This window comes from Sulfurospirillum sp. 1307 (assembly GCF_054408545.1).
This window is the reverse complement of the sequence record NZ_CP176011.1, coordinates 753,066-773,188: the sequence shown is the minus strand read 5'-3', so window position 1 is coordinate 773,188 and position 20,123 is coordinate 753,066. Positions and strand designations below refer to the sequence as shown.

The window sequence follows — 20,123 nt, the reverse complement described above, 5'->3', positions numbered from 1 at the left end:
GGAGAAATTATGAGCAAGAAAATATTGTTTATAGTAGGTGATTTTGTAGAAGATTACGAAATCATGGTTCCATTTCAAGCATTAGCTGCAGTTGGACATGAAGTAGTTGCAATCTGTCCAGATAAAAAAGCAGGTGATAGCATAAAAACTGCTGTGCATGATTTTGAAGGAGACCAAACTTACACAGAGAAGCCTGGTCATAATTTTACTTTAAATGGAAGCTTTGATGAAATTAATCCATCAGAGTTTGATGCTTTAGTAATACCTGGAGGAAGAGCTCCTGAGTATCTGAGATTAAATGAAAAAGTATTGGATGTTGTAAGACACTTTGCAAATGCAAATAAACCAATAGCGGCTATTTGTCATGGTGCTCAACTTTTAAGTGCTGCTGATGTTTTAACAAACAGAAGTTGTTCAGCATACCCTGCATGTGCACCTGAAGTAACAAAAGCTGGTGGAGAGTATAAAGCTATTGAAGTAACTGATGCATTTAGCGAAGGTAATTTAGTAACTGCTCCTGCTTGGCCAGCTCATCCTGCTTGGATTTCACAGTTTTTAAAACTTCTTGGAACTAAAATAGAGTTATAAAAAGAAAAAAATGTGAGGGGGGATAGATTTATTCCCCCTTTATCTTCGCAATCAAATCTGTAAATCTTATTGTAGTATTTCTTTTACATGTAAGCTCAACACTATCTTTTTCAAAAAGCATTACAATGGTTGAGCCCATTTCAAAGTTGCCTAATTCTTCGCCTTTTTTCATCCATAAATTATCGTACATGTAGAGCTTTTCATTGCCCAATTTCGCATTTGTATTGATAGTATCATCAAAAACAAATTTCATCTTTCCAACATTTAATGCACCTACAAATACCATAAAAAATAGCTTCTTATCTTTTGTATAGCACTCTAAAACTACTCTTTCATTTTCTATGAACAGCTCAGGTACTTTTTTTAACCATTTTAGGTTTACAGGAAATAATTTACCAGGTATATGAATGGCCTTTTTTATCTGCATATCAATTGGTACATGATATCTATGATAATCTTTTGGAGATAGATAAAAATTTATATATTTACCATCAATCAACCTATCTTTTGTAGCTTTTGAGATAAAATTACTAAGCAACTCTCTAACCCTATAAGAGTGCCCTTTTATTTGCAGAGCCTTTTGTTCTTTTATATCACCACATTCGCTTATATAAGCATCACAAGGAGAGATAAATTCATCTTCATTATTAGATATTTTTCTTTTTACTTGTAGTTTTCTTGTAAATAATTCATTTAAACTTTTATAACTCTTTATATCCAAAAAATCACTCATATCAACTTTCATTAGCTTTACATATGCTTTGTTGATTGTAAATTGCATAAAACTTGGAAATTTTGTAGATGCAAATTTCCCAAATATTCTTGAAGCACAAGAACTTTTAAAATTACTACCCATATATCCCTTTCTTTATAATATAGTTGATATAATATCATCTTTACATGTAAAGGAAAATTAGAGTGACTTTTGAACAATTAATAAACAATAAAGCTATGATTGAAAATCTTAAAAATTTAGGATTTAAAAACCCTACAACAATCCAAAAAGAGGCGATACCTATCATACTTCAAAAAAAAGATTTACTAGCTTTAGCCAAAACAGGAAGTGGGAAAACATTTTCTTTTGGTATTCCATTATTGATTGATTTAGATTCAAAAAAAGAAATCTCTTCACTGATAATTGCTCCTACTAGAGAACTTGCTAATCAAATCGCAAATGAACTTAAAAAACTGGCTAAATTTAAACCAAATATTAAAATCCTTACACTAACAGGTGGCTCTCCTATGAGAGTTCAAGCTAACTCTTTAAGACACGGAGCAAATATCATCATAGCAACACCAGGAAGAATACTAGCTCATCTAAAAGAATCCAATTTAAATCTTGAAAAAATAAAAACTATTGTACTTGATGAAGCAGATAGAATGTTAGATATGGGTTTTTTAGAAGATATTGAAAAAATACTAAATTTCACACCAAGAAAGAAGCAAACTCTTTTGTTTTCAGCAACTTTTAGTGAAGAAATTTTAAACCTAAGTAAATCGATTCAACAAGATAGAGAAGTAATTAAACTAGAAGATGAAAAGCCAAATATAAAAGAAATATTTATACCATTTGACAATGAGAATCTACTTAGAACAATTTTACACTTTAAACCTACAAAAGCAATCATTTTTTGCAACACTAAACTAAAATGCCAAGAAATAGAAGATTACTTAATCTCACTTGGGTTTGATGCACTTAGCATTCATAGTGATTTAGAGCAATTTCAAAGAGATGAAACTCTTATTGAATTTATTCACCAAAGTATAAACTTTTTAATTGCAACTGATATTGCCTCTCGTGGCCTTGATATTGATGATGTTGATTTGATAATAAACTATGATTTACCAAGAACAAAAGAAGTTTACACTCACAGAGTTGGACGAAGTGCTAGGATGGATAAAAAAGGAGTTGCGATTTCTTTTGTAAAAAGTGAAGATGAAGAATACTTTGATAACATTGATGAAAATTTTAATTTTATAAAAAATGCACAAAAGCCATATGCATCAAAATTTGTAACATTTTGTATAAGTGGTGGGAAAAAACAAAAATTAAGAAAGGCTGATATTTTAGGCTCTTTTATCAATGAAAAAAAACTTTCTTTAGACATGATTGGCAAGATTACAATAAATCCAACATATTCTTACATATCTATCAAAAAAGATTTTTCTGCTAAAATCACTGAACACATCAAAATTAAAAAAAGAAATTATAGGCTATGGAAATTGTAGCCTATAATAAGTTATTATTTAAAACAAAATCTAAAATTTTATCTTCACTTATACCCTCTTCTTTTGCGAGTTTTTTTAGTTTTTCTACATTTTCTACAGAGATATTACTAACCAATCTACATCTATTTTCTTCATTTTTTCTCAAAGTATCATATCTATCTTGATAAATCTTTTTTTCATCGTCACTAATTGGGCTTCTAATTGATTTAAACTCTATCAATTCATCATCTTTATAAACCCCAGAAATCTCGGCATATACCCAGTAATAGCCTCCGTCTTTCCTAAGATTTTTAACATAACCTTTCCACATCTTCCCACTTCTGATGGTAGACCATAAATCTTTAAAAATTGAACTTGGCATATCTGGATGCCTTACAATTGAATGAGGTTTTCCAACTAGTTCTTCTGCTTTGTATCCTGATATATTTGCAAAAATATCATTAGCATATGTAATATTGCCATTTAAATCAGTTCTTGAAATTATCAATTCACCTTCAGGGACATCTGTTTCTTCAAAATATTTATAAGAACAATCCATCATTTTATCCTCACACTTTATAATTTCTTTTTCAAATCACCATGATAAACAATATCTTCAACCCTAACATTGTCATCTTTTAATATATCTGGCACAGAATCAGTTTTTACTAGCTTATCTCTTTCTTGGTCTAGTTCATCTTCACTATAAGACATCATCATTTCAGCACTTACAACATGAGGTAATGATTCAATCTCTTTTACTTTTTTCATCTCCTCTTCAATGCCTTCACCCTCAACTGTAACAATTATCTTCCCTATTGAAGCATCATGAAAATGATAATCACAAAAATCAGCCTCTTTTAATTTTTCAACTAACTCTTCAACATATTCATTTCTTGCTTGTACTACTATACTTGAAATATTCACGGTAATCTCCATATCATTATAAATTTATCGTCACTTCCACTTATCAATTCTTTCTCATTTTTAAAAACAATAGTATTTAAAGTACTTTTTTGTCCTCTAAGTGTAAAAACTCTTTTTTTTCTAAACAGATCAAATATAACTATATCATTATCCTCAGTAAATGCAAAAGCAGCTTTTTTAGCCTTTGGGCTTAATGCTCCTGCGTAAATTAAAAAATCTGCATCAAATCTATCATAGCTTCCCATGTCAACATCATACACTATACCTCTTCTATCTTGACCTGCAGCTAATACCTTATCATTTTTGAAATCAACCTTATAAACATTATCAACATTAGCGCCTTTTAAAACTTTATAAATAGTACCTTTTTCAACATTAATGATAGAAATTTCACCAGATTCACAGCTACTTGCAAGTAAGCTTTTATCTTCATTCAATTTAAAATCAGAAAAATGAGAATAATTTACATGTAGATGATATATTTCTTTTTTCTTAGCAATATCAAAAAGAACTATATCATTTCCCAAAAGAGCATAAATAACTCTATTTTTATCTATAAATTTTGCTTTTGAAATAAAAAGCCCTTCTTTATCACTAATAAGTTCATTTTTTTTACCATTTTCAATTTTAAACAATCTTCTAGCGCCATTTGATGATTGAACAACAGCTAGATATGCCCCATTTAAATAATCAACTGAAAATACTTTTGGAGAAATCTCATCACCCATAAAATCTTTAATTTTTTCGAATTCAAATTTGGATTTTAATTTTCTTGAAGCATAGTCATATACTTCAACAGTTCCAGCACTTGTTCCAACTATAATGTCATCGTTTTTTAAAACAATATCTGCAACATATCCACCAGACTCAATAGTAGCAACTGGTGAAATAACTTGAGAGAATAAAGAACTTATAACCAATACAAATCCAATTATCAATTTCATCTTATCTTCTCCTTTTAATCAATCATTATGGAATAAGGTGGACAAACATTATAGCAAAATCCACATGAAGTACATTTTTCTAAGTTAATAATAGGTCTAAAAAGTCCAAAAAATTCAATAGCATCATCATAGCAAACATCCCTACAACTACTACAAACAACGTTTTGCCAAGCTAAACAAGAATTTACATTAATGCTAAATTTTGCTTCTATACTCTCAGAGTTTTCTAAATTTAAAACTCCATTTGGACATGCTTTAGCACATTCTTCACAAAAGGTACATCCACCCTCTTTAAAATCAATATATACTGTTTTATCTTCATATATTTTGATTATATCTTCTTGGCAAATACTAACACAAGGTGTATCTTCACAAGTTGGACAGTATTTGTCAAAAAGAGTTATATCATCATTATATGGTGGTCGTGTTATTTTATTTGATTCTTTCTTTTTAAATCTTTTGGAAAGGGAAGCAAAAGCTTCCCTTTTAGCGTTAGCTGACATTTTTACTCAACACCTTCATTTAAGTTATCAAGTAAATTAGAGCGCTTCATACCATCTTTTGAACGAAACTCTGGTTGAAATTCATTTTTAACCAATGGCTTAATATTTGATTGAGGTGCATGGCACTGAGAACAATTAAATCTTGCATTGGAAACTGTTGCTAATACAGTTTGACTTCTCATATCAAAAAGATGAGATTTAGGCACTGGCGTAGCTCCAACTGAAGGCGCAACAGCAGGAGTATGACATCCCAAGCATGCATTGTTGTCCTTAGTTATTGGCAACATTCCTTCAACATCATGAGGTATCATTGGTGGTGCATTTTCAAATGCTCTTTCATAAACTTGTGCTTCACCAGGAGCTGCTTTATTATAAGATGTTGCATCAGGAACAACTTTATCTTCACTATAAAGATCAGTCTTTCTAAGTCCCAAAGATTCTTCACTTACAGTATTTGAAACAGCACATCCAGTCGCAATTACAGCTGTTAATGCAGCAGCAGCGATTAGTGTCTTCTTACTAAACATTATCTGTCTCCTATCCATTTTTATTTATATAATTTCTTATACCAAATGACAATGCATCATCGTCACAGACTTCAACGCATCTTCCACAAGTGGTACATTCTCCTGAAACCACATCTCCACTTCTTTTTCCAATCAAAGAGAGAATTTGCTTTTCAGGACATACATCTTTACATTTCATGCAAAGTGTACAATTTGGTTGATTGTGTTTCACTCTAATCATACTAAATTTTGATGTAGTAGAGTAAAATGCACCAAGTGGACATATATGACCACACCAACCATTTTTTACAGCAAATAAATCAAATAAAAAGATTGACAAAACAGCTGCAAAGCCCATACCCATTCCAAAGACTATACCACGATGTAGCATAGAAATTGGAGATACTAGCTCAAATGCAGCAAGTCCAGTTATTGCTGATAATATTAAAGTTAGACCTAAAATCCAATACCTTGTACCTCTTCCAAGCCAAACTTTTTTCTCAGTCTTATCTAACAATAAAACTCTTCTTAACCAATTTGCCAAATCTGTTACCATATTGATTGGGCATACCCAGGCACAAAAAGCACGTCCTCCAATTGTCATATAAAAAACAAGTATGATTAAAGCACCAATAATTACATCCATACTCAAAACTGCTCCAGCCGCAAACATTTGCAGTACAGCAAATGGATCTGCTAAAGGAACCGTATTGAATAACAATGATGAACTTAGATTTCCACTTAAAACCTTAAGTCCATATGCATTAGCACTAAAATATAAAATTAACAATGACAATTGTGAAACTCTTCGTAACAATAAAAATCTATGTTTTTTTAAAAATCTAATCATCTAACAACCCTCCACTATTTAAATAATCTTGTGGAGCAAGTTCACTTCTTTTATCTTTGGTTGTTACATTTTCACTAACATTTTTTAAACGATTTTCATCTTTTTTATCCCAGCCTTTTATGTAGTGATCACCAAGTTCACCTTGTGCAATCTCTTTTGGTAATACAAAAATAGCCGGTTTTTTCGTTACACAAGCGTGCTCACATAAACCACATCCTGTACAAAACTCACTATCAACTTTTGGTATCAAATATGCGTGCTTACCCGTCCTTGAGTTTCTTTTATACTCAAGATTTATTGCCTTATCCAATAATGGACATGCTCTATAACACGCATCACACTGTATACCCCAAAAGGCTATACAAGAACTTTCATCTACCACAGCTAATCCCATTTTAGATTTATTAACGTCTAAAACTTTTTTGCCTTCTACAACATTTGATACACTATCGATATCTAAAGCTCCAGTAGGACATACAGGAACACAAGGTATATCAGTACACATATAACACGGTACCTCCCTTGGAATAAAAAATGGCGTACCAAGTGGCTTAGAGTCCCCAGGTTTTGCAATGTGCAGTGTATCGTATGGACATGCAATCGCACACTGACCACACTTTATACACATTCTTAAAAAATCAGGCTCATTCTTTGCACCAGGAGGACGCAAAATCAGCGGCGCTGCTTTTGCTTCCTCTATGTAGCCAGTCCAAATCATTCCACCTAATGCCGACAATCCAATACTTTGAGCCATTAAAGAGATAAATTTTCTTCTCTCAGTAATGACTGGTTTATTTGATTTAAGATTGCTCAAAACAATCCCTTTCTTTTATTATGCTTTATAAAGTTTAACAGCACACTTTTTATAGTCTGTCTGTTTTGACATAGGACAAGTTGCATCTAAACATACTTTATTGATAAGAACTTTCTCATCAAACCATGGAACAAATACTAAACCTTGTGGAGTTCTATTTCTTCCTCTTGTCTCAACTCTCGCTTTTACTCTACCACGACGTGATTCTACCCAAATAAGTTGACCTTGTTTAAACCCTTTAGCTTTTGCATCTTTAGGATTCATATAACAAAGTGCTTCAGGTACAGCACGATAAAGCTCAGGTACTCTCATTGTCATAGTTCCACTGTGCCAATGCTCTAAAACACGTCCTGTACATAACCATGTATCATATTTGCTATCTGGCATTTCTGGAGGATCCATATATGGTCTAGCAAATATTTTAGCTTTATTTTTTAATGATTTTTTAGTTTTATCTCTTATACCAGTCAAGTCACCTTGAGCTAAAGCTTTAGCCAATGGTCCGTAAAATGCAAAATCACTATTTGGATTAGCTTTTTTAGCATATGGATCGTACTTAGTGTTAAATCTCCATTGAGTTTCTTTACCATCAACTACTGGCCACTTAAGACCTCTTACTTTATGGTAAGTTTTAAATGGAGCCAAGTCATGTGCATGTCCACGTCCAAATGAAGCATACTCTTCAAATAGATACTCATGGATCATAAAGCCATAACCTTTAAATACTTTTCCATCACTTCCAACAACATTTCTGCTATCACCAAGACATTCAGTATTATCAAAACCTTTTTGAGGGAATGATTCTAAATCTATCTTGTAAGATTTTGCTCTATCGTTTGCAAAAAGGATATCAAACATTGTAGTATCTTCACTATATCCCATCTTCTTAGCTTGATTTATTACATTTGGAAGTTTTTTACCATTTCTTAGTGTATACTCACCCCAAAGATCTTTAACTGTAAATCTTTTTGAAAGCTCAACCCATTGCCAAGTATCACTCATAGCTTCACCTACTGGAAGAACTTGTTGTCTCCAGTGCTGTGTACGACGCTCAGCATTACCATAAGCTCCCCATTTTTCATAAATCATTGCACTTGGTAAAATAAGGTCAGCCACTTTTGCAGAAATTCCAGGATATCCATCTGAACATACTATAAAGTTATCCATTTCTCTTGCTGCTTTTATCCAGTGTTTTGCGCTAGCACTATCTTGGTAAGGGTTACAAACATTTACCCATGCAAATTTTATAACACCATCTTCTATATCTCTATGGATTTTCATGATGTGCTGATTTCCAACTGGGTTTAGAGTTCCATTTGGAATTTTCCAAACATTTTCAATTTTTTCTTGAAATCTTCAATTGGCTCGTTTGGATCACCTTTAGCAATTTTTGCTACATAATCCAAAGTATATGGCTCTAGGAATTTTTTATACTCCTCAAAAGAGATTTCCCAGTGTTTAAGTCCAGCAGGCTTCATTTTCATTGTATCACCTGCTTTATATCCAAATGGCTCTAGTGCAGGACCTTCTTTTTCTGATACAACTTTGCTCATTTCATGCTTAATTGTTTCCATTTCAAGAGCTGAGTACTTACCAGCACTACCATCTGCTCTAACAGGAAGAAGTGATTTTTCACCAGCTCTTCTCATTCCATAACCTATATTTACAGGCTGAGAAGCAAATACAATATGCTCTTTTACAAAATCCCAATCGATTGCTTCAGGATAATTATAAACAATTTCTCTTGCAAGATAATTCCAAAGTGCTAGGTCAGTACTTGGAGAAAAAATAATTTCAATATCTGCAAGGTCAGAACATCTATGTCTATAAGTTGAAATATTAACAACTTTTACACGATCTGGATTTGTAAGTTTTCTATCACTAACACGAGACCATAAAATTGGGTGCATTTCAGCCATATTTGCTCCCCAAGTTACAATTGTATCAGTTAACTCGATATCATCATAACATCCACTTGGCTCATCTATACCAAATGTTTGATAAAAACCTACAACCGCACTAGCCATACAGTGTCTTGCATTTGGATCGATTGCGTTTGAACGAAATCCACCCTTCATCATCTTTTGAGCAGCATAACCTTCCATAACAGTATACTGTCCAGAAGCAAATACTCCAACACCTTCTGGTCCACTTTTCTTTAAAGCTATTTTGATATGTTTTTCCATCTCATCAAAAGCTCTTTTCCAGCTAACTGGTTTAAACATACCTTTTTTGTCAAACTCACCTTTATCATTAACGCGTAAAAGTGGTTGCTTTAATCTATCAGCTCCATACATAATTTTAGCATTAAAATAACCTTTAATACAGTTCAATCCCCTATTAACTGGGGCTGCAGGGTCACCTTTTACTGCAACTATTTTGCCATTTTTAGTCGCAAGCATGATACCACAACCGGTACCACAAAAACGACATGCGGCCTTATCCCATCTCCAACCAGCTTCAGCTTGCTTAGCTGCTGCTTGGACTTCTTGTGGTACTGTTATTCCCACGCACGCAGCTGCACTCGCGGCTGCTGTTGTCTTAAGAAAGTCTCTTCTTGAAAGCGACATATAGATACCTCCTGATTTGAGTTACTCCAAATTGTATCACTATGTCCAATGTGAATTCTATGACCTAAGTCAAGTATTAATTTTTTTTTGAAAGTTTAAATTAAGACTAAAAGAGTCTTTTAGTCTTAATTTATGAGTTAGATTGTTTTACCATATCATTTAGGCTATTTTGAAGTTTTTCAAGCATTTTTCTTACATGTATAAGATTTTCTGCTGATTCAATTGCAATATCTTCAGTAGCATTAACTTTTTTATCAAATTTATTTTTTTCATTATCATCAATATTTAAATCATTTAAAACAACTTCAACGTTTTCTGTTAAATTTTGTAATTCTGCAATTGCAGATTCTGCTTGCTTAATTGCATCATCAGAATGCCTCATAGCTACATTTACTTTTTTTACAAAGCTAGAGATGTAACTAGATGCTTCAATAAGTTCATTTTCACTCTCTTCATCTACTTTTAAATTTTTATGGTTTAGACTATTTAAATCTTCAGCTTGCAATGCTTTTGTTTTATTTACAAAATCATTAATATGTTCAACAATTTCTCTAGATAAAATGTACGCAAAAATAATTATAATAAGTGCTACGATAAGTGACATATACTGAAATTTAATAAATAAATCATTCTTTTCTTCACTATAATTTGTATATAACCAAACAGCTTCATCCATAGTATTTAATAGTTTTACATTTTTTTCATAAACATAGGCAATTGAATCATTAATTTCATTTTCAATTTTTAATATATTTTTGATAAACAATATATGCTTTTGCCAATAATTATATGTTTCATTTACAATTGTACTTACCTGAGGTATTGCTTTTACCTTTTCATTAGAGAGAAATGATTCTATAGTTTCATTATATAAATTTTTCGCTTTTAAAAATTGCAAATAATCTTCTTCATTATCTGTTCTTAAATATCTCTCTAAAAACAATCCCATTCTTTGAGAAAGCATTCTTTGTCTACCAGATAAATCTATAAAAACTCCCTCCATCTTATGTTTTACCATAACTTTTACAATCTTATCAGACTCTTTTAATAATGAATTTATATGAGTAACTAGACTTTCTATATCTGGTTTAACTTTTTTCATTAAACTCTTTACATTTAAAATTTCTTTTTTAAATGGTACCCAGATAGAATGAACTTCATCTAGTTTAGATTTAATGAGGCTATTTTGAGGAGGATAGATACCTTTTGCGCTGTTTCCATTTATTAAATCATTTAAATTATTTTCAAATAAATCCATAGCACTGTTTAATTCTCTAAAATCTGTTATTTCATTATATTTTATATAAAAAAGCTCTTTACTCATTTTTTGAGTAAGCATTCTTTGTTTACCTGCTATATTAATAATCAGTGAATCTTTTTTACTTTTTTCATTCATATACACTGTTAAAGAAATAACAAATATAATGATAAAAGACAATGCACTTCCTGCTAAATGTAATTTTTTATTTATCCCTTTTGGTTTAAACATAACAAATCCTAATCATAAATTTCTTTTAACTCTTCAATATTTAAAATTTTTACACTATTTTTTTCTATTTCAATAATTCCATTTCTTGTCAGTTTTTTTAATATTCTAGAGAGTGTTTCAGGCTGAATATGAAACATATAAGCAATTTCATGTTTTTTTAGAGAATTAAAATTTTTAAGGTCGTTTACTAACATATGAGCAACTTTTGCAGTTCCATCAAAAACTACGTCTCTACTTATAATACATTGAAGTTGTTGAATCATCCTAAAAGATTCTTGTAAAACTGCATTCATAAATAACTGATCTTCTTGTATTAAGTTTTTAAACTCTTCATTATCAAAGATTATTACTTCACTATCTTCTAAAAATTCTGCGTTAGAATAACAACTTAGTATATGATGATCGCAAAACTTTGATATATCAAAAACTATTGAATCTGATAAAATTTTATATAAAAATATCTCATTATCAAATCTATCTACTTTATAAAATTTTATTGAGCCTCTATATAGGTAAAAAATTTCATTTTGCTGATCTTTTTCATAAAATAGTATATCACCAGAAGCAAATTTTTTTAATTTAGCAATTTTTGTTAAAGCAATTAGAGTTTTAGTATCTAATGTAGAAAAAAATGGAATTGTTTTTAAAAAGCTTATATCTAGCAAAATGAAATCCCTAATTTTTTTATGCTATTGTAACATAATATCTACATGTAAGAATTAAACTCTTACATGTAGAAGGATTTAATTTTAGATTTTTACTTCAATTTTTGCGCTATTTTTTAACTCTTTGATTTTATCCATGGCCCAATTTTTAACTTCTTGCCTTACATAATCATCTGTAACTTGTGATTTTACTGTAGAGTATGTACTTTTAAATTCTGGTATTTGATTTAGTACATAAAAAATTTGATATCCAAATTCTGTTTTTATTGGTTTTGTAAAATCTCCTCTTTTTAAATCTTTTAAAAAAGGCTTTATAATATCATTTAAAGAGGCAACAGGCAACTTACCAAAATAGCCTCCATCATCCTTAGAAGGAGCCAATGAGTATTTTTTTGCCAATTCTTCAAAATCTTTTATACTATTTTTTGAGTTTTTTAATTGATTATATATTTTATCTGCGGTTTTTTTATCATTTACTACAATACTCAAAAGTTCAATCATCGCTGGAGTATAATATTTATACTTGTTGTTTTGATAATATTTTTTAATCTCTTTTTCATTTTTAGCAAACTCTTCAGCTTTTTGATTTAGTATGAAATCAAATGCCAAAAGACCTTTTTTACTATGTAACTGCTCTTTAGTATAACCCTCTATACTTGCATCTTTTTTTAATAAATTTGCTAAAGCATCACTTGACTTATTTGATTTTTCACTCATCTGAAAAACATGTTTTAAAACTTTTTTAAACTCATCTGTTTTAACCACATCACTTTTTAGAGCATAATCACTAGCTAATCTTTTTTCAATTAATCTTTTAACAATTAGTTTTTGAGTTTTTTTATCTAATGTCTTAAAATCTTTAGGAGCAACTTCAGTTGTAATATTTTCTCCATTAACAACAGCTAAAACATCTGAAGCATAGCTAAATACTGCACTTATAACTAAAAATATCGATACAAATAAAAATCTTTTCATGTTATTCCTTAATAAAATTTAGAAGAAGGGGATTTCTCCCCTCCTTCTAGTTTGTGTCTTTGGCTTGGAAGATTGAAGAAACTACTCCTCTATTTTTCCTGTTTTCATTCTACTATTATAAACTGATTCCAGTTTTCTAATATCTTGTTGAAGTTCAAACACACCATGCCAGTGAGCATAATCAGGTCCAGCCATTAATGCACCTTGACGCATACGTCTTCCTTGATGATGCCAAATATGATAATAAATTCTAAATGCTTCATCAGCCCATTTGTCTTTTTTCATAAGACCTTTTTTAGCAAGTTCATCTATCATTTTCTTAGCATCTGTTGCATAAGTATTGTATAGTTCAACATGCTTATCTGCCATTTTAAAGAAATTCTTAGTATGAAGTGTTGTATGGCAAGCTTTACAAACTTGTTCCATCTCAGCACGACCTGCTTTACTTCCTTTAGGATGTCCAGCTAATGGATTACCTTTAGTAATTTTTCCAGACTTCATAAATTCAGTAGCTGCAGTTTCATATCCACCATCTCTTGTTTTAGAAATTGGTGCCCAAATATTCCACTTTAGTCTTCTACTAACATTGTGAGTAGTTTTAAGATTTCCTATTCCACTCATGTGACATGTAGCACAAGTTGGAGCTCTATAATCACCTGGTTCCCAAGCATCTGGCGCACTATCGTATTTCCAAGTACTTCCTTCAGCATTGAAAATATGTCCATGCATAGAGTTGTTATAAATCTCGATATCTGGATGATCTGGTCCTAAGTGACAACTAGCACAAGCTGCAGGTTTTCTAGCTTCTTCAATAGAAAATTTATGTCCTGAGTGACAAGATTTACAGTTACCTACACCACCATCTGGATATACATTTCCAATACCATAGTTTGGCCAAGTCTCAGCAGTTGGTCTTTTATCTTTATCAAGTTCTATAATAGATCCATGACATTGCATACAACCAGTTGCTTCTGGAGAATCTTTTAAATCTGGATGATTTCTTCCTTCGAATTTATGCATTAGCGCTTGCATACCTGCTTTTGAGCGAACTTGCAATGCACCACGTGCATGTCCACTGTGTTGGAATTCTTGAACCTCATTTGGATGACATCTCTCACATGTTTTAGGACTTACTAAAACTGAAACATAAATATCTGTTCCTTTTACACCTGGACAATTTTGCGCAGCCATTGGATTGTCTTTTTTAACACTATGACAATCAATACAGCTTACACCAACATGACCATGGCGACTCTCTTTCCAATCATTTACGTGACCTGGTGTCTCTTTTGCGTGACACTCTACACAACTTTTTCCCGCGTCAGTTAGCCCTCTTTCAACTTTTAAAGTTTTAACAGCACTAACGTCTCCTACGCTTGCAGCTATTGCGCCCGACGCAACTACTGCAAGAGCAATTAATAATCTCTTAAGCATTTTATAACTCCCTGTTATAGATTGAATCTATTTCTTAAGATAATCACCAAGTATATGGTGACCTACATTTTTATGACACTCAACACATTTTTTGTCTGTTCTCTTTTCAAAATACTCCTTATGAGCTATAAATGCCTTTGGATCAGACATAGTAGCATCTCGAAGATTTGTATGGCAACTCATACATCCAGAGTCATAGACAAAATGTTTTGCATGTTTTCTCTTCGCTTCCCAGTCAATTGATTTTAAATCCCCAAAATTTTGAACTTTAAAATCATGAAGACCAGTTTTAGCTTTAGCAAATAGATAATTTGCAAGGCTATCATGTGGAAGATGGCACTCTACACACTTGACTTTTAAGCCCAAAGAATTATTTCCTCCGTGCGTATCCATCAGGTATGAATCAGCCATTGGTTGCATTGTGTGACAAGATGTACAAAACTTATCATCAGAAGTTTTATGAACACCAACTGCCACACCAAATGAAACCAACATGCCTAAAGTGCCTCCAAGTACCAAGAGTAGTAGGATAAACCATATAGGACTTTTTGATTTTTTTTCCATATTATAGGACATAAAAAACTCCTATTATGTATATTGAAGAGTCGTATATCACTCAAACCTCCTTGCCAAGACAAAAGCTAAAATTATTTTAACTTTATCAAAAGTTTATATCTTTTTGGAATTTAATTCATTGATTTAAGTCATGTTTTTTTATATTTTAAGAATGAATTATAATTTTTACTAATGATTATTATATGCTCAATCCTGAAAAATACTAATTTTTCAGGATTGGTGATGTAGATTTAAGTATTTACTCTATGATTTGACATCCTAACTGCTCTAATGCTTTATATGTCAATCTTCTATAAACACCAGATGCGGCTGTTCCAAAGAAAAGATGTAAACCATCTTGTGAAATTTTTAGTACATCAGTAACATTGTTTCCATTTGTTCCTGCAACTTCTCCTTCAAGCCCTTCGTTCCAAGGTTTCCAACTTACTCCTGCATCAAGTGATATGAAAATTCCTTCATGCTGGGTAGCAAGATATAAAATATTTGAATCAAATTTATCAGTAATAATTTTATAAAACTCTTGATCTTTATTTAGACCATTTGTAATTTCAAACCAATGTTCCCCTCCATCAGTACTTTTCATAACTGTACCGTGAAATTCTTCAACTCCACGACCTAAATTTTGTCCATTTTTAGAACACGCATACATTATATCAGAGTTATTATGATCAAAATCTATGGAAAATATCCACTGTTCACTTGGCCAACCGTTATCTAACATACTCCAGTGTTCTCCCTTGTCTAAAGAGCGATTAATTCCGTTGTATGTTCCACTATAAAGGATATTTGGGTTATCAGGGTGAAATTTAAATGAAAATACTCCATCATTGCTCCAACCAATATTGCTCTCTTTCCAAGTAAAGCCTCTATCAGTTGTTTTATATATTCCTGATGGGAAAGTACCAATAAACATAGTATTAACATCAGTAGGGTCAAATGCTATAGTAGTGTATTGATACAGTGGTCTATCCCACATTGACCAGTAATTACCAAACTGCCCAAAGCCATTTAGTTGATACCACCTGTTTTCATTTTTTTCATATTTATACATTTCATTACCCAAAGTACCAGCAAAAAGTTCACCATTTTGAGTAAATCTAAGAAGTTTAACTTGTGTTCTTTCAATACCAGTATTAAATTCATGCCAATTTAGCCCACCATCAGTTGTCTCATAAACTCCTTTTGTAGAAGAAGTCACTACATGTAAAGCATTTGATGGATCTATTTTAATATCAAATATCTTTGCATTTGAAAGAATACGATCCACTCCATTTAAAGGAAGCCATGTATCTCCACCATCAGTTGATTTATAAACACCTCTTCCAAAAAGCCCTAAAAAAAGAGTTTTTGAATCTGTTTGTGCAATATCAAGTGCATAATACCCTTGTTTTGTAGGGTCTTCTACTTGGAAATTTGGCATACCAAAGTTTTTCTCAGACCAAGTAAGACCTGCATCCTCACTTTTAAAATTTCCACCTGGATATGCTGTTGCATAAAGCGTATTTGAATTATTTGGATCAACCTTTACTAAGATATGATCAATTGGCAGTTGAGTTTTACTCTTACTATCCCATAAGCTAATGTTATAGTTTGTATCCAAAGTAGCTTTAAATATACCTCCTGTTGCACTTGAAACATACAAAGCAGTTTTATCTGATGAAATTGATAAAGATGTAAAGTTTTGTGTAGCAGGTGCATCTTTTATAAGCGACCAATTAATTCCTGCATCACGACTTATTGCCATACCCTTTGCGCCTGTTATATATAAAATATTTGAATTGATACTTACAAGTCCTTTTACATTTCCAATTATACTGTTAACATTCATATTTGTCCAAGTTTCACCACCATCTTGGGATTTATATACTGTTAATAGTTTATCATTTGCAATACCTTTGTGTTTTATTCCATTATCAAAATAAACATCAGAACCACCCAGAAGATAAAGAATATTTGAATTATTGGTATCAACTACAATGTTATTAAAACCTATCTTTGGCGTATTAAAAGAGAGTTCACTCCATGTTACACCTTTGTCTGTTGATTTATAAACTCCCTCAGAGTGAGTAATCGCATAAAGTATATTTGGGTTGTTATTGTCTGTTTTTATACGTAATACATTGAAATCAAATCCTGTATCTAAAAGTGTAGCAACACCATTTTCAACTCTAAAAAGCCCACCTTTAAAAGGAGAAGTTTTATCAAATATAGATGTATAAATAACACCATTATCACTTTTTGAGACTGTAAGTGCTAAAACACGATAGTAATTTTCAGGCGCATGAAAATATTCACTCCATCTTTTTCCACCATCACTACTTTTATAAATAATTGGTGCTGTTCTATCTGAGAGATAAAGGATATCAGGATTGTTTGGATCTTCATAAATTGATTCAGCCGAAAAAGTTGGAATATTTTGCATTTGTTGCCATGAATCACCATGATCTTGTGTTTTATAAACTCCTCCACCCCAAGCAGCACCATAAGCTACATCAGGATTTGCTGGGCTAGTACTTACAAAATGAAAATTACTAAAATTAAGAGTTTCATTTAATTTATCCCAATTTGAACCAGCATTTGTAGAAACATATAACTCTCCTTTGTCTCCAACACTTGCTGCATATAGTATTGATGAGTTTGTTGGATCAATATCTATGGAAGATATACCTTTTGAACCATTAATGTCTAAAATTTTTGTCCAACTCTCTCCAGCATCAGTACTTTTTGTGATAAAAGCATTGTGCTGAAATGGTTTTGGAATAGAGCCTACATAGAGTGTATTTGCATCATTTTTATCACTCTTTATTGTATAGGAGTAATCCACTTGAGTATCATTTAAAAATGTCCAATCATACTCATACCAATTAGACGGGGTATTTGATTTGAAGACTCCAAAACCATTTTTAAGTGCATATATACTACCATCAAAAGCAATATCCATGGCATAAATAGAACCATATCTAAATGAACCATGATAAGAGTTAATCTCTTCAGACCAACTGTTTCCATTATTGTGACTTATAAATCCAATACCAACATCAGCTATTGCCCAAATTTCATCTTTATTATGAGGATTTACTGCTAACTCATCCATCCAAGGATGAGTGATGCCATTTGCTGTTATACTTTGCCAAGAATAACCATAGTTTTCACTTTTAAATAACCCTTCTCCACCTGGAGAAGAGGCATAAATATTTTTATTATCTGAAACACTAATAAGCGATACCCCAACATTAGCAATACCTTCAATATAATTTGTCCAATTTTGATCACTGCCTTGCACTACTCCACTAATAGCTGTAAAAACAATCCTATCTGAGTTAGTGTCCATCCAAACTTTTGGAGAATCTGCAAGAAGTCTGTTTATTGGTGATTCATTAACCCAATTTATATCATCACTACTACTAAATAAAGAGCTTCCAGATGTTACATACATTTTATGGTTATGTGGATGAATACCTACAAGATTTATTGAAGAATCTGTCCATGGAAGGGTGAGCGATTGCCAAGTAGCACCACCATCAGTTGTTTTAAAAAGATACTTTTCATCATTTTGTGTAAAAACTTCATTTTCATTATCTAACATACCAACATAAACATTTTGAGGGTTTGAAGGATCTATGTAGACACTATTTGGAATCGTTTTAGATTTATTATTTGGTATATTTGTAATTTCAGTGAATGTTTGCCCATTATCAATACTTTTATAAAGTTTTGTCGTAGATACACTATCTAGTGTTGTTATGATATAACGAATATCTCCACTTGAAGCAATAGCTTTTACTCTTCCTTGAGAAGTTAGATTATATTCTTTTATGTTTGAAAGGTTGTTGTCTTGTATCTCATAGACTTTTGATAAATGAGTCCCGACAATAACTCTTGAACTGCTGTCTTTTATAAGAATGGATGGATCAATTATACCCTCAAATTCGCTAAAACTTGATCCTCCATCATGACTTACTTGAAGTTTATCAGTAAATGTATAAAGTGTATTGGAATCTCCCATAACGATATTATGTATTGGTGCATCCATTTTAAAATCATAAATTATTTGCCATGTTTTACCACCATCGACAGATTTGAAAATCTTTCCTCCATTTCCAGCAAGATACATGACACTATGATTACTAGCATCTACTGCGATATCATTTGTTCTTCCACCAAAAGGTCCCATTGTTTTATGCCAACCTTGCTCATTTTGTGGATTGATAATTAAAAGCTCTTTTGCTCCATGATAATGTTTAGTACCTAATGTAGTATCAAGGTTTATCTTTACAGTTCCAAGTTCTGGTACAGTACTTGGCGCTTTATAACTAGCTTGTTTTTTATTACTAGAGAGTTCTCCTGTTGAAGTATTCCACTCATAGCTATCAAATTCAACCAAATCTTGAAGCTCAATTTGTATACTTTTATTTATACAAACTGAATCAAATTTTGTTTTAAGAGGAAGAAGCTTAATATCAGTATCAAGCTGACAATCTTTTCCTGTTAATACCCAAAAACCCATATCTTTTGAAATAGTATCAAGTATGGGGATATTGGCTTTTTGAAGTGATTCATTTATGGTTTCTTGTGCTGAATAAGCATACCATTGATCATCATGATAACTCCAAATAGCTTCTATGCAAGAAGTATTAATGAGGTCTTTTGTTGATATATCTTTAAAAGATTTAGAAGAGATAAGATTCCAACCATAACTTAAAGTAACATTACTATCAAAAGGAATATTGCCATTAACATTAAGTGTTTGATCTATATCATTATATACCCAAAAACCATCTCCTGCATTTAAAGTATCAAAAACACCTATATTTAACGTAGAAAGTTCCTGCTCTATTTCATTGTCTAAAGTATGATTTGGAGATAGTATCGACCATGTTTTTTTACTATTATCATACTTCCACATCAATTTTGCATCATAAAAATAATCCCTTGGAGAGACATTATTATAATTACTTCCCAAAAGATTCCACCCCTCTTTAAGTAAAAAACTTTGTGAAGCGTGTATCGTAACAGTAAAAATCAAAAGAATAAAAAACCTCAACATAACATCCCCCTTTAGTAACTATTTTTT

At 31.7% G+C, this 20,123-nt stretch carries 16 protein-coding genes and 1 pseudogene; 2 read left to right on the top strand and 15 right to left on the bottom strand.

The features are described from left to right. Positions 1-9: 9 nt before the first annotated feature. Positions 10-588, top strand: a complete 579-nt coding sequence (locus ACKGJI_RS03940; RefSeq protein ID WP_458701266.1) for a DJ-1/PfpI family protein — start codon at positions 10-12, stop codon at positions 586-588. 28 nt (positions 589-616) lie between these two features. On the opposite strand, the gene ACKGJI_RS03935 is transcribed toward ACKGJI_RS03940, so the two are convergent. After that, complete coding sequence (locus tag ACKGJI_RS03935; RefSeq protein ID WP_458701265.1) at positions 617-1,444, bottom strand: phosphatidylserine decarboxylase; 828 nt, start codon at positions 1,442-1,444, stop codon at positions 617-619. A 62-nt stretch (positions 1,445-1,506) separates the two neighbouring features. Here ACKGJI_RS03935 and ACKGJI_RS03930 point away from each other — a divergent pair, with 62 nt between their 5' ends. Further along, positions 1,507-2,817, top strand: coding sequence for a DEAD/DEAH box helicase (locus ACKGJI_RS03930; protein ID WP_458701264.1), 1,311 nt, complete (start codon positions 1,507-1,509; stop codon positions 2,815-2,817). Position 2,818: 1 nt separating this feature from the next. Here the strand turns inward: ACKGJI_RS03930 and ACKGJI_RS03925 are convergent, their stop codons facing one another. The 14 genes and pseudogenes from ACKGJI_RS03925 to ACKGJI_RS03860 form a co-directional block, all read right to left on the bottom strand. Continuing rightward, on the bottom strand, positions 2,819-3,355 hold the full coding sequence (locus ACKGJI_RS03925) for a PAS domain-containing protein (RefSeq protein WP_458701263.1): 537 nt from the start codon (positions 3,353-3,355) through the stop codon (positions 2,819-2,821). A 17-nt stretch (positions 3,356-3,372) separates the two neighbouring features. Then, the gene (locus tag ACKGJI_RS03920; RefSeq protein WP_458701262.1) at positions 3,373-3,723 is read right to left on the bottom strand and encodes a chaperone NapD; all 351 of its coding nucleotides are present in this window, start codon (positions 3,721-3,723) and stop codon (positions 3,373-3,375) included. Further along, positions 3,720-4,667: a WD40 repeat domain-containing protein gene (locus ACKGJI_RS03915; protein ID WP_458701261.1), complete on the bottom strand. Its 948-nt coding sequence runs from the start codon at positions 4,665-4,667 to the stop codon at positions 3,720-3,722. Before ACKGJI_RS03915 ends, ACKGJI_RS03920 begins: the two co-directional genes overlap by 4 nt. A 14-nt stretch (positions 4,668-4,681) precedes the next feature. Beyond that, positions 4,682-5,170, bottom strand: a complete 489-nt coding sequence (locus ACKGJI_RS03910) for a 4Fe-4S binding protein (RefSeq protein WP_458701260.1) — start codon at positions 5,168-5,170, stop codon at positions 4,682-4,684. A gap of 2 nt (positions 5,171-5,172) precedes the next feature. Next, positions 5,173-5,697, bottom strand: coding sequence for a nitrate reductase cytochrome c-type subunit (locus ACKGJI_RS03905; protein ID WP_458701259.1), 525 nt, complete (start codon positions 5,695-5,697; stop codon positions 5,173-5,175). A gap of 10 nt (positions 5,698-5,707) precedes the next feature. Further along, positions 5,708-6,526, bottom strand: a complete 819-nt coding sequence (napH, locus tag ACKGJI_RS03900; RefSeq protein ID WP_458701258.1) for a quinol dehydrogenase ferredoxin subunit NapH — start codon at positions 6,524-6,526, stop codon at positions 5,708-5,710. Next, the gene (gene napG / locus ACKGJI_RS03895; RefSeq protein WP_458701256.1) at positions 6,519-7,340 is read right to left on the bottom strand and encodes a ferredoxin-type protein NapG; all 822 of its coding nucleotides are present in this window, start codon (positions 7,338-7,340) and stop codon (positions 6,519-6,521) included. Before napG ends, napH begins: the two co-directional genes overlap by 8 nt. A gap of 18 nt (positions 7,341-7,358) precedes the next feature. Further along, a pseudogene (locus ACKGJI_RS03890) lies at positions 7,359-9,910 on the bottom strand (molybdopterin-dependent oxidoreductase). A gap of 130 nt (positions 9,911-10,040) precedes the next feature. Next, positions 10,041-11,399, bottom strand: coding sequence for a type IV pili methyl-accepting chemotaxis transducer N-terminal domain-containing protein (locus ACKGJI_RS03885; RefSeq protein WP_458701255.1), 1,359 nt, complete (start codon positions 11,397-11,399; stop codon positions 10,041-10,043). A gap of 8 nt (positions 11,400-11,407) precedes the next feature. Continuing rightward, entirely contained in the window at positions 11,408-12,064 is a 657-nt protein-coding gene (locus tag ACKGJI_RS03880) for a Crp/Fnr family transcriptional regulator (RefSeq protein WP_458701254.1), read from the bottom strand. Between the two features lie 84 nt (positions 12,065-12,148). Beyond that, positions 12,149-13,039 carry a peptidylprolyl isomerase gene (locus tag ACKGJI_RS03875; RefSeq protein ID WP_458701253.1) on the bottom strand — a complete coding sequence of 297 codons (891 nt, stop codon included), beginning with the start codon at positions 13,037-13,039 and terminating at the stop codon, positions 12,149-12,151. 81 nt (positions 13,040-13,120) lie between these two features. Further along, positions 13,121-14,473, bottom strand: a complete 1,353-nt coding sequence (locus ACKGJI_RS03870; protein ID WP_458701252.1) for a multiheme c-type cytochrome — start codon at positions 14,471-14,473, stop codon at positions 13,121-13,123. Positions 14,474-14,500: 27 nt separating this feature from the next. Beyond that, a complete protein-coding gene (locus ACKGJI_RS03865; protein ID WP_458701251.1) occupies positions 14,501-15,049 on the bottom strand; it encodes a cytochrome c3 family protein in 549 nt (182 codons plus the stop codon). Positions 15,050-15,287: 238 nt separating this feature from the next. Then, complete coding sequence (locus tag ACKGJI_RS03860; protein WP_458701250.1) at positions 15,288-20,096, bottom strand: WD40/YVTN/BNR-like repeat-containing protein; 4,809 nt, start codon at positions 20,094-20,096, stop codon at positions 15,288-15,290. Between the last annotated feature and the right edge of the window lie 27 nt (positions 20,097-20,123).

What these genes read in the sequence shown, in the direction of transcription:
- ACKGJI_RS03940 (WP_458701266.1), top strand. Translation starts at nt 10, where the DNA reads ATGAGCAAGAAAATATTGTTTATAGTAGGTGATTTTGTAGAAGATTAC.
- ACKGJI_RS03935 (WP_458701265.1), bottom strand. Translation starts at nt 1,444, where the DNA reads ATGGGTAGTAATTTTAAAAGTTCTTGTGCTTCAAGAATATTTGGGAAA.
- ACKGJI_RS03925 (WP_458701263.1), bottom strand. Translation starts at nt 3,355, where the DNA reads ATGGATTGTTCTTATAAATATTTTGAAGAAACAGATGTCCCTGAAGGT.
- ACKGJI_RS03915 (WP_458701261.1), bottom strand. Translation starts at nt 4,667, where the DNA reads ATGAAATTGATAATTGGATTTGTATTGGTTATAAGTTCTTTATTCTCT.
- ACKGJI_RS03910 (WP_458701260.1), bottom strand. Translation starts at nt 5,170, where the DNA reads ATGTCAGCTAACGCTAAAAGGGAAGCTTTTGCTTCCCTTTCCAAAAGA.
- ACKGJI_RS03905 (WP_458701259.1), bottom strand. Translation starts at nt 5,697, where the DNA reads ATGTTTAGTAAGAAGACACTAATCGCTGCTGCTGCATTAACAGCTGTA.
- napH (WP_458701258.1), bottom strand. Translation starts at nt 6,526, where the DNA reads ATGATTAGATTTTTAAAAAAACATAGATTTTTATTGTTACGAAGAGTT.
- ACKGJI_RS03885 (WP_458701255.1), bottom strand. Translation starts at nt 11,399, where the DNA reads ATGTTTAAACCAAAAGGGATAAATAAAAAATTACATTTAGCAGGAAGT.
- ACKGJI_RS03875 (WP_458701253.1), bottom strand. Translation starts at nt 13,039, where the DNA reads ATGAAAAGATTTTTATTTGTATCGATATTTTTAGTTATAAGTGCAGTA.
- ACKGJI_RS03870 (WP_458701252.1), bottom strand. Translation starts at nt 14,473, where the DNA reads ATGCTTAAGAGATTATTAATTGCTCTTGCAGTAGTTGCGTCGGGCGCA.
- ACKGJI_RS03865 (WP_458701251.1), bottom strand. Translation starts at nt 15,049, where the DNA reads ATGTCCTATAATATGGAAAAAAAATCAAAAAGTCCTATATGGTTTATC.
- ACKGJI_RS03860 (WP_458701250.1), bottom strand. Translation starts at nt 20,096, where the DNA reads ATGTTGAGGTTTTTTATTCTTTTGATTTTTACTGTTACGATACACGCT.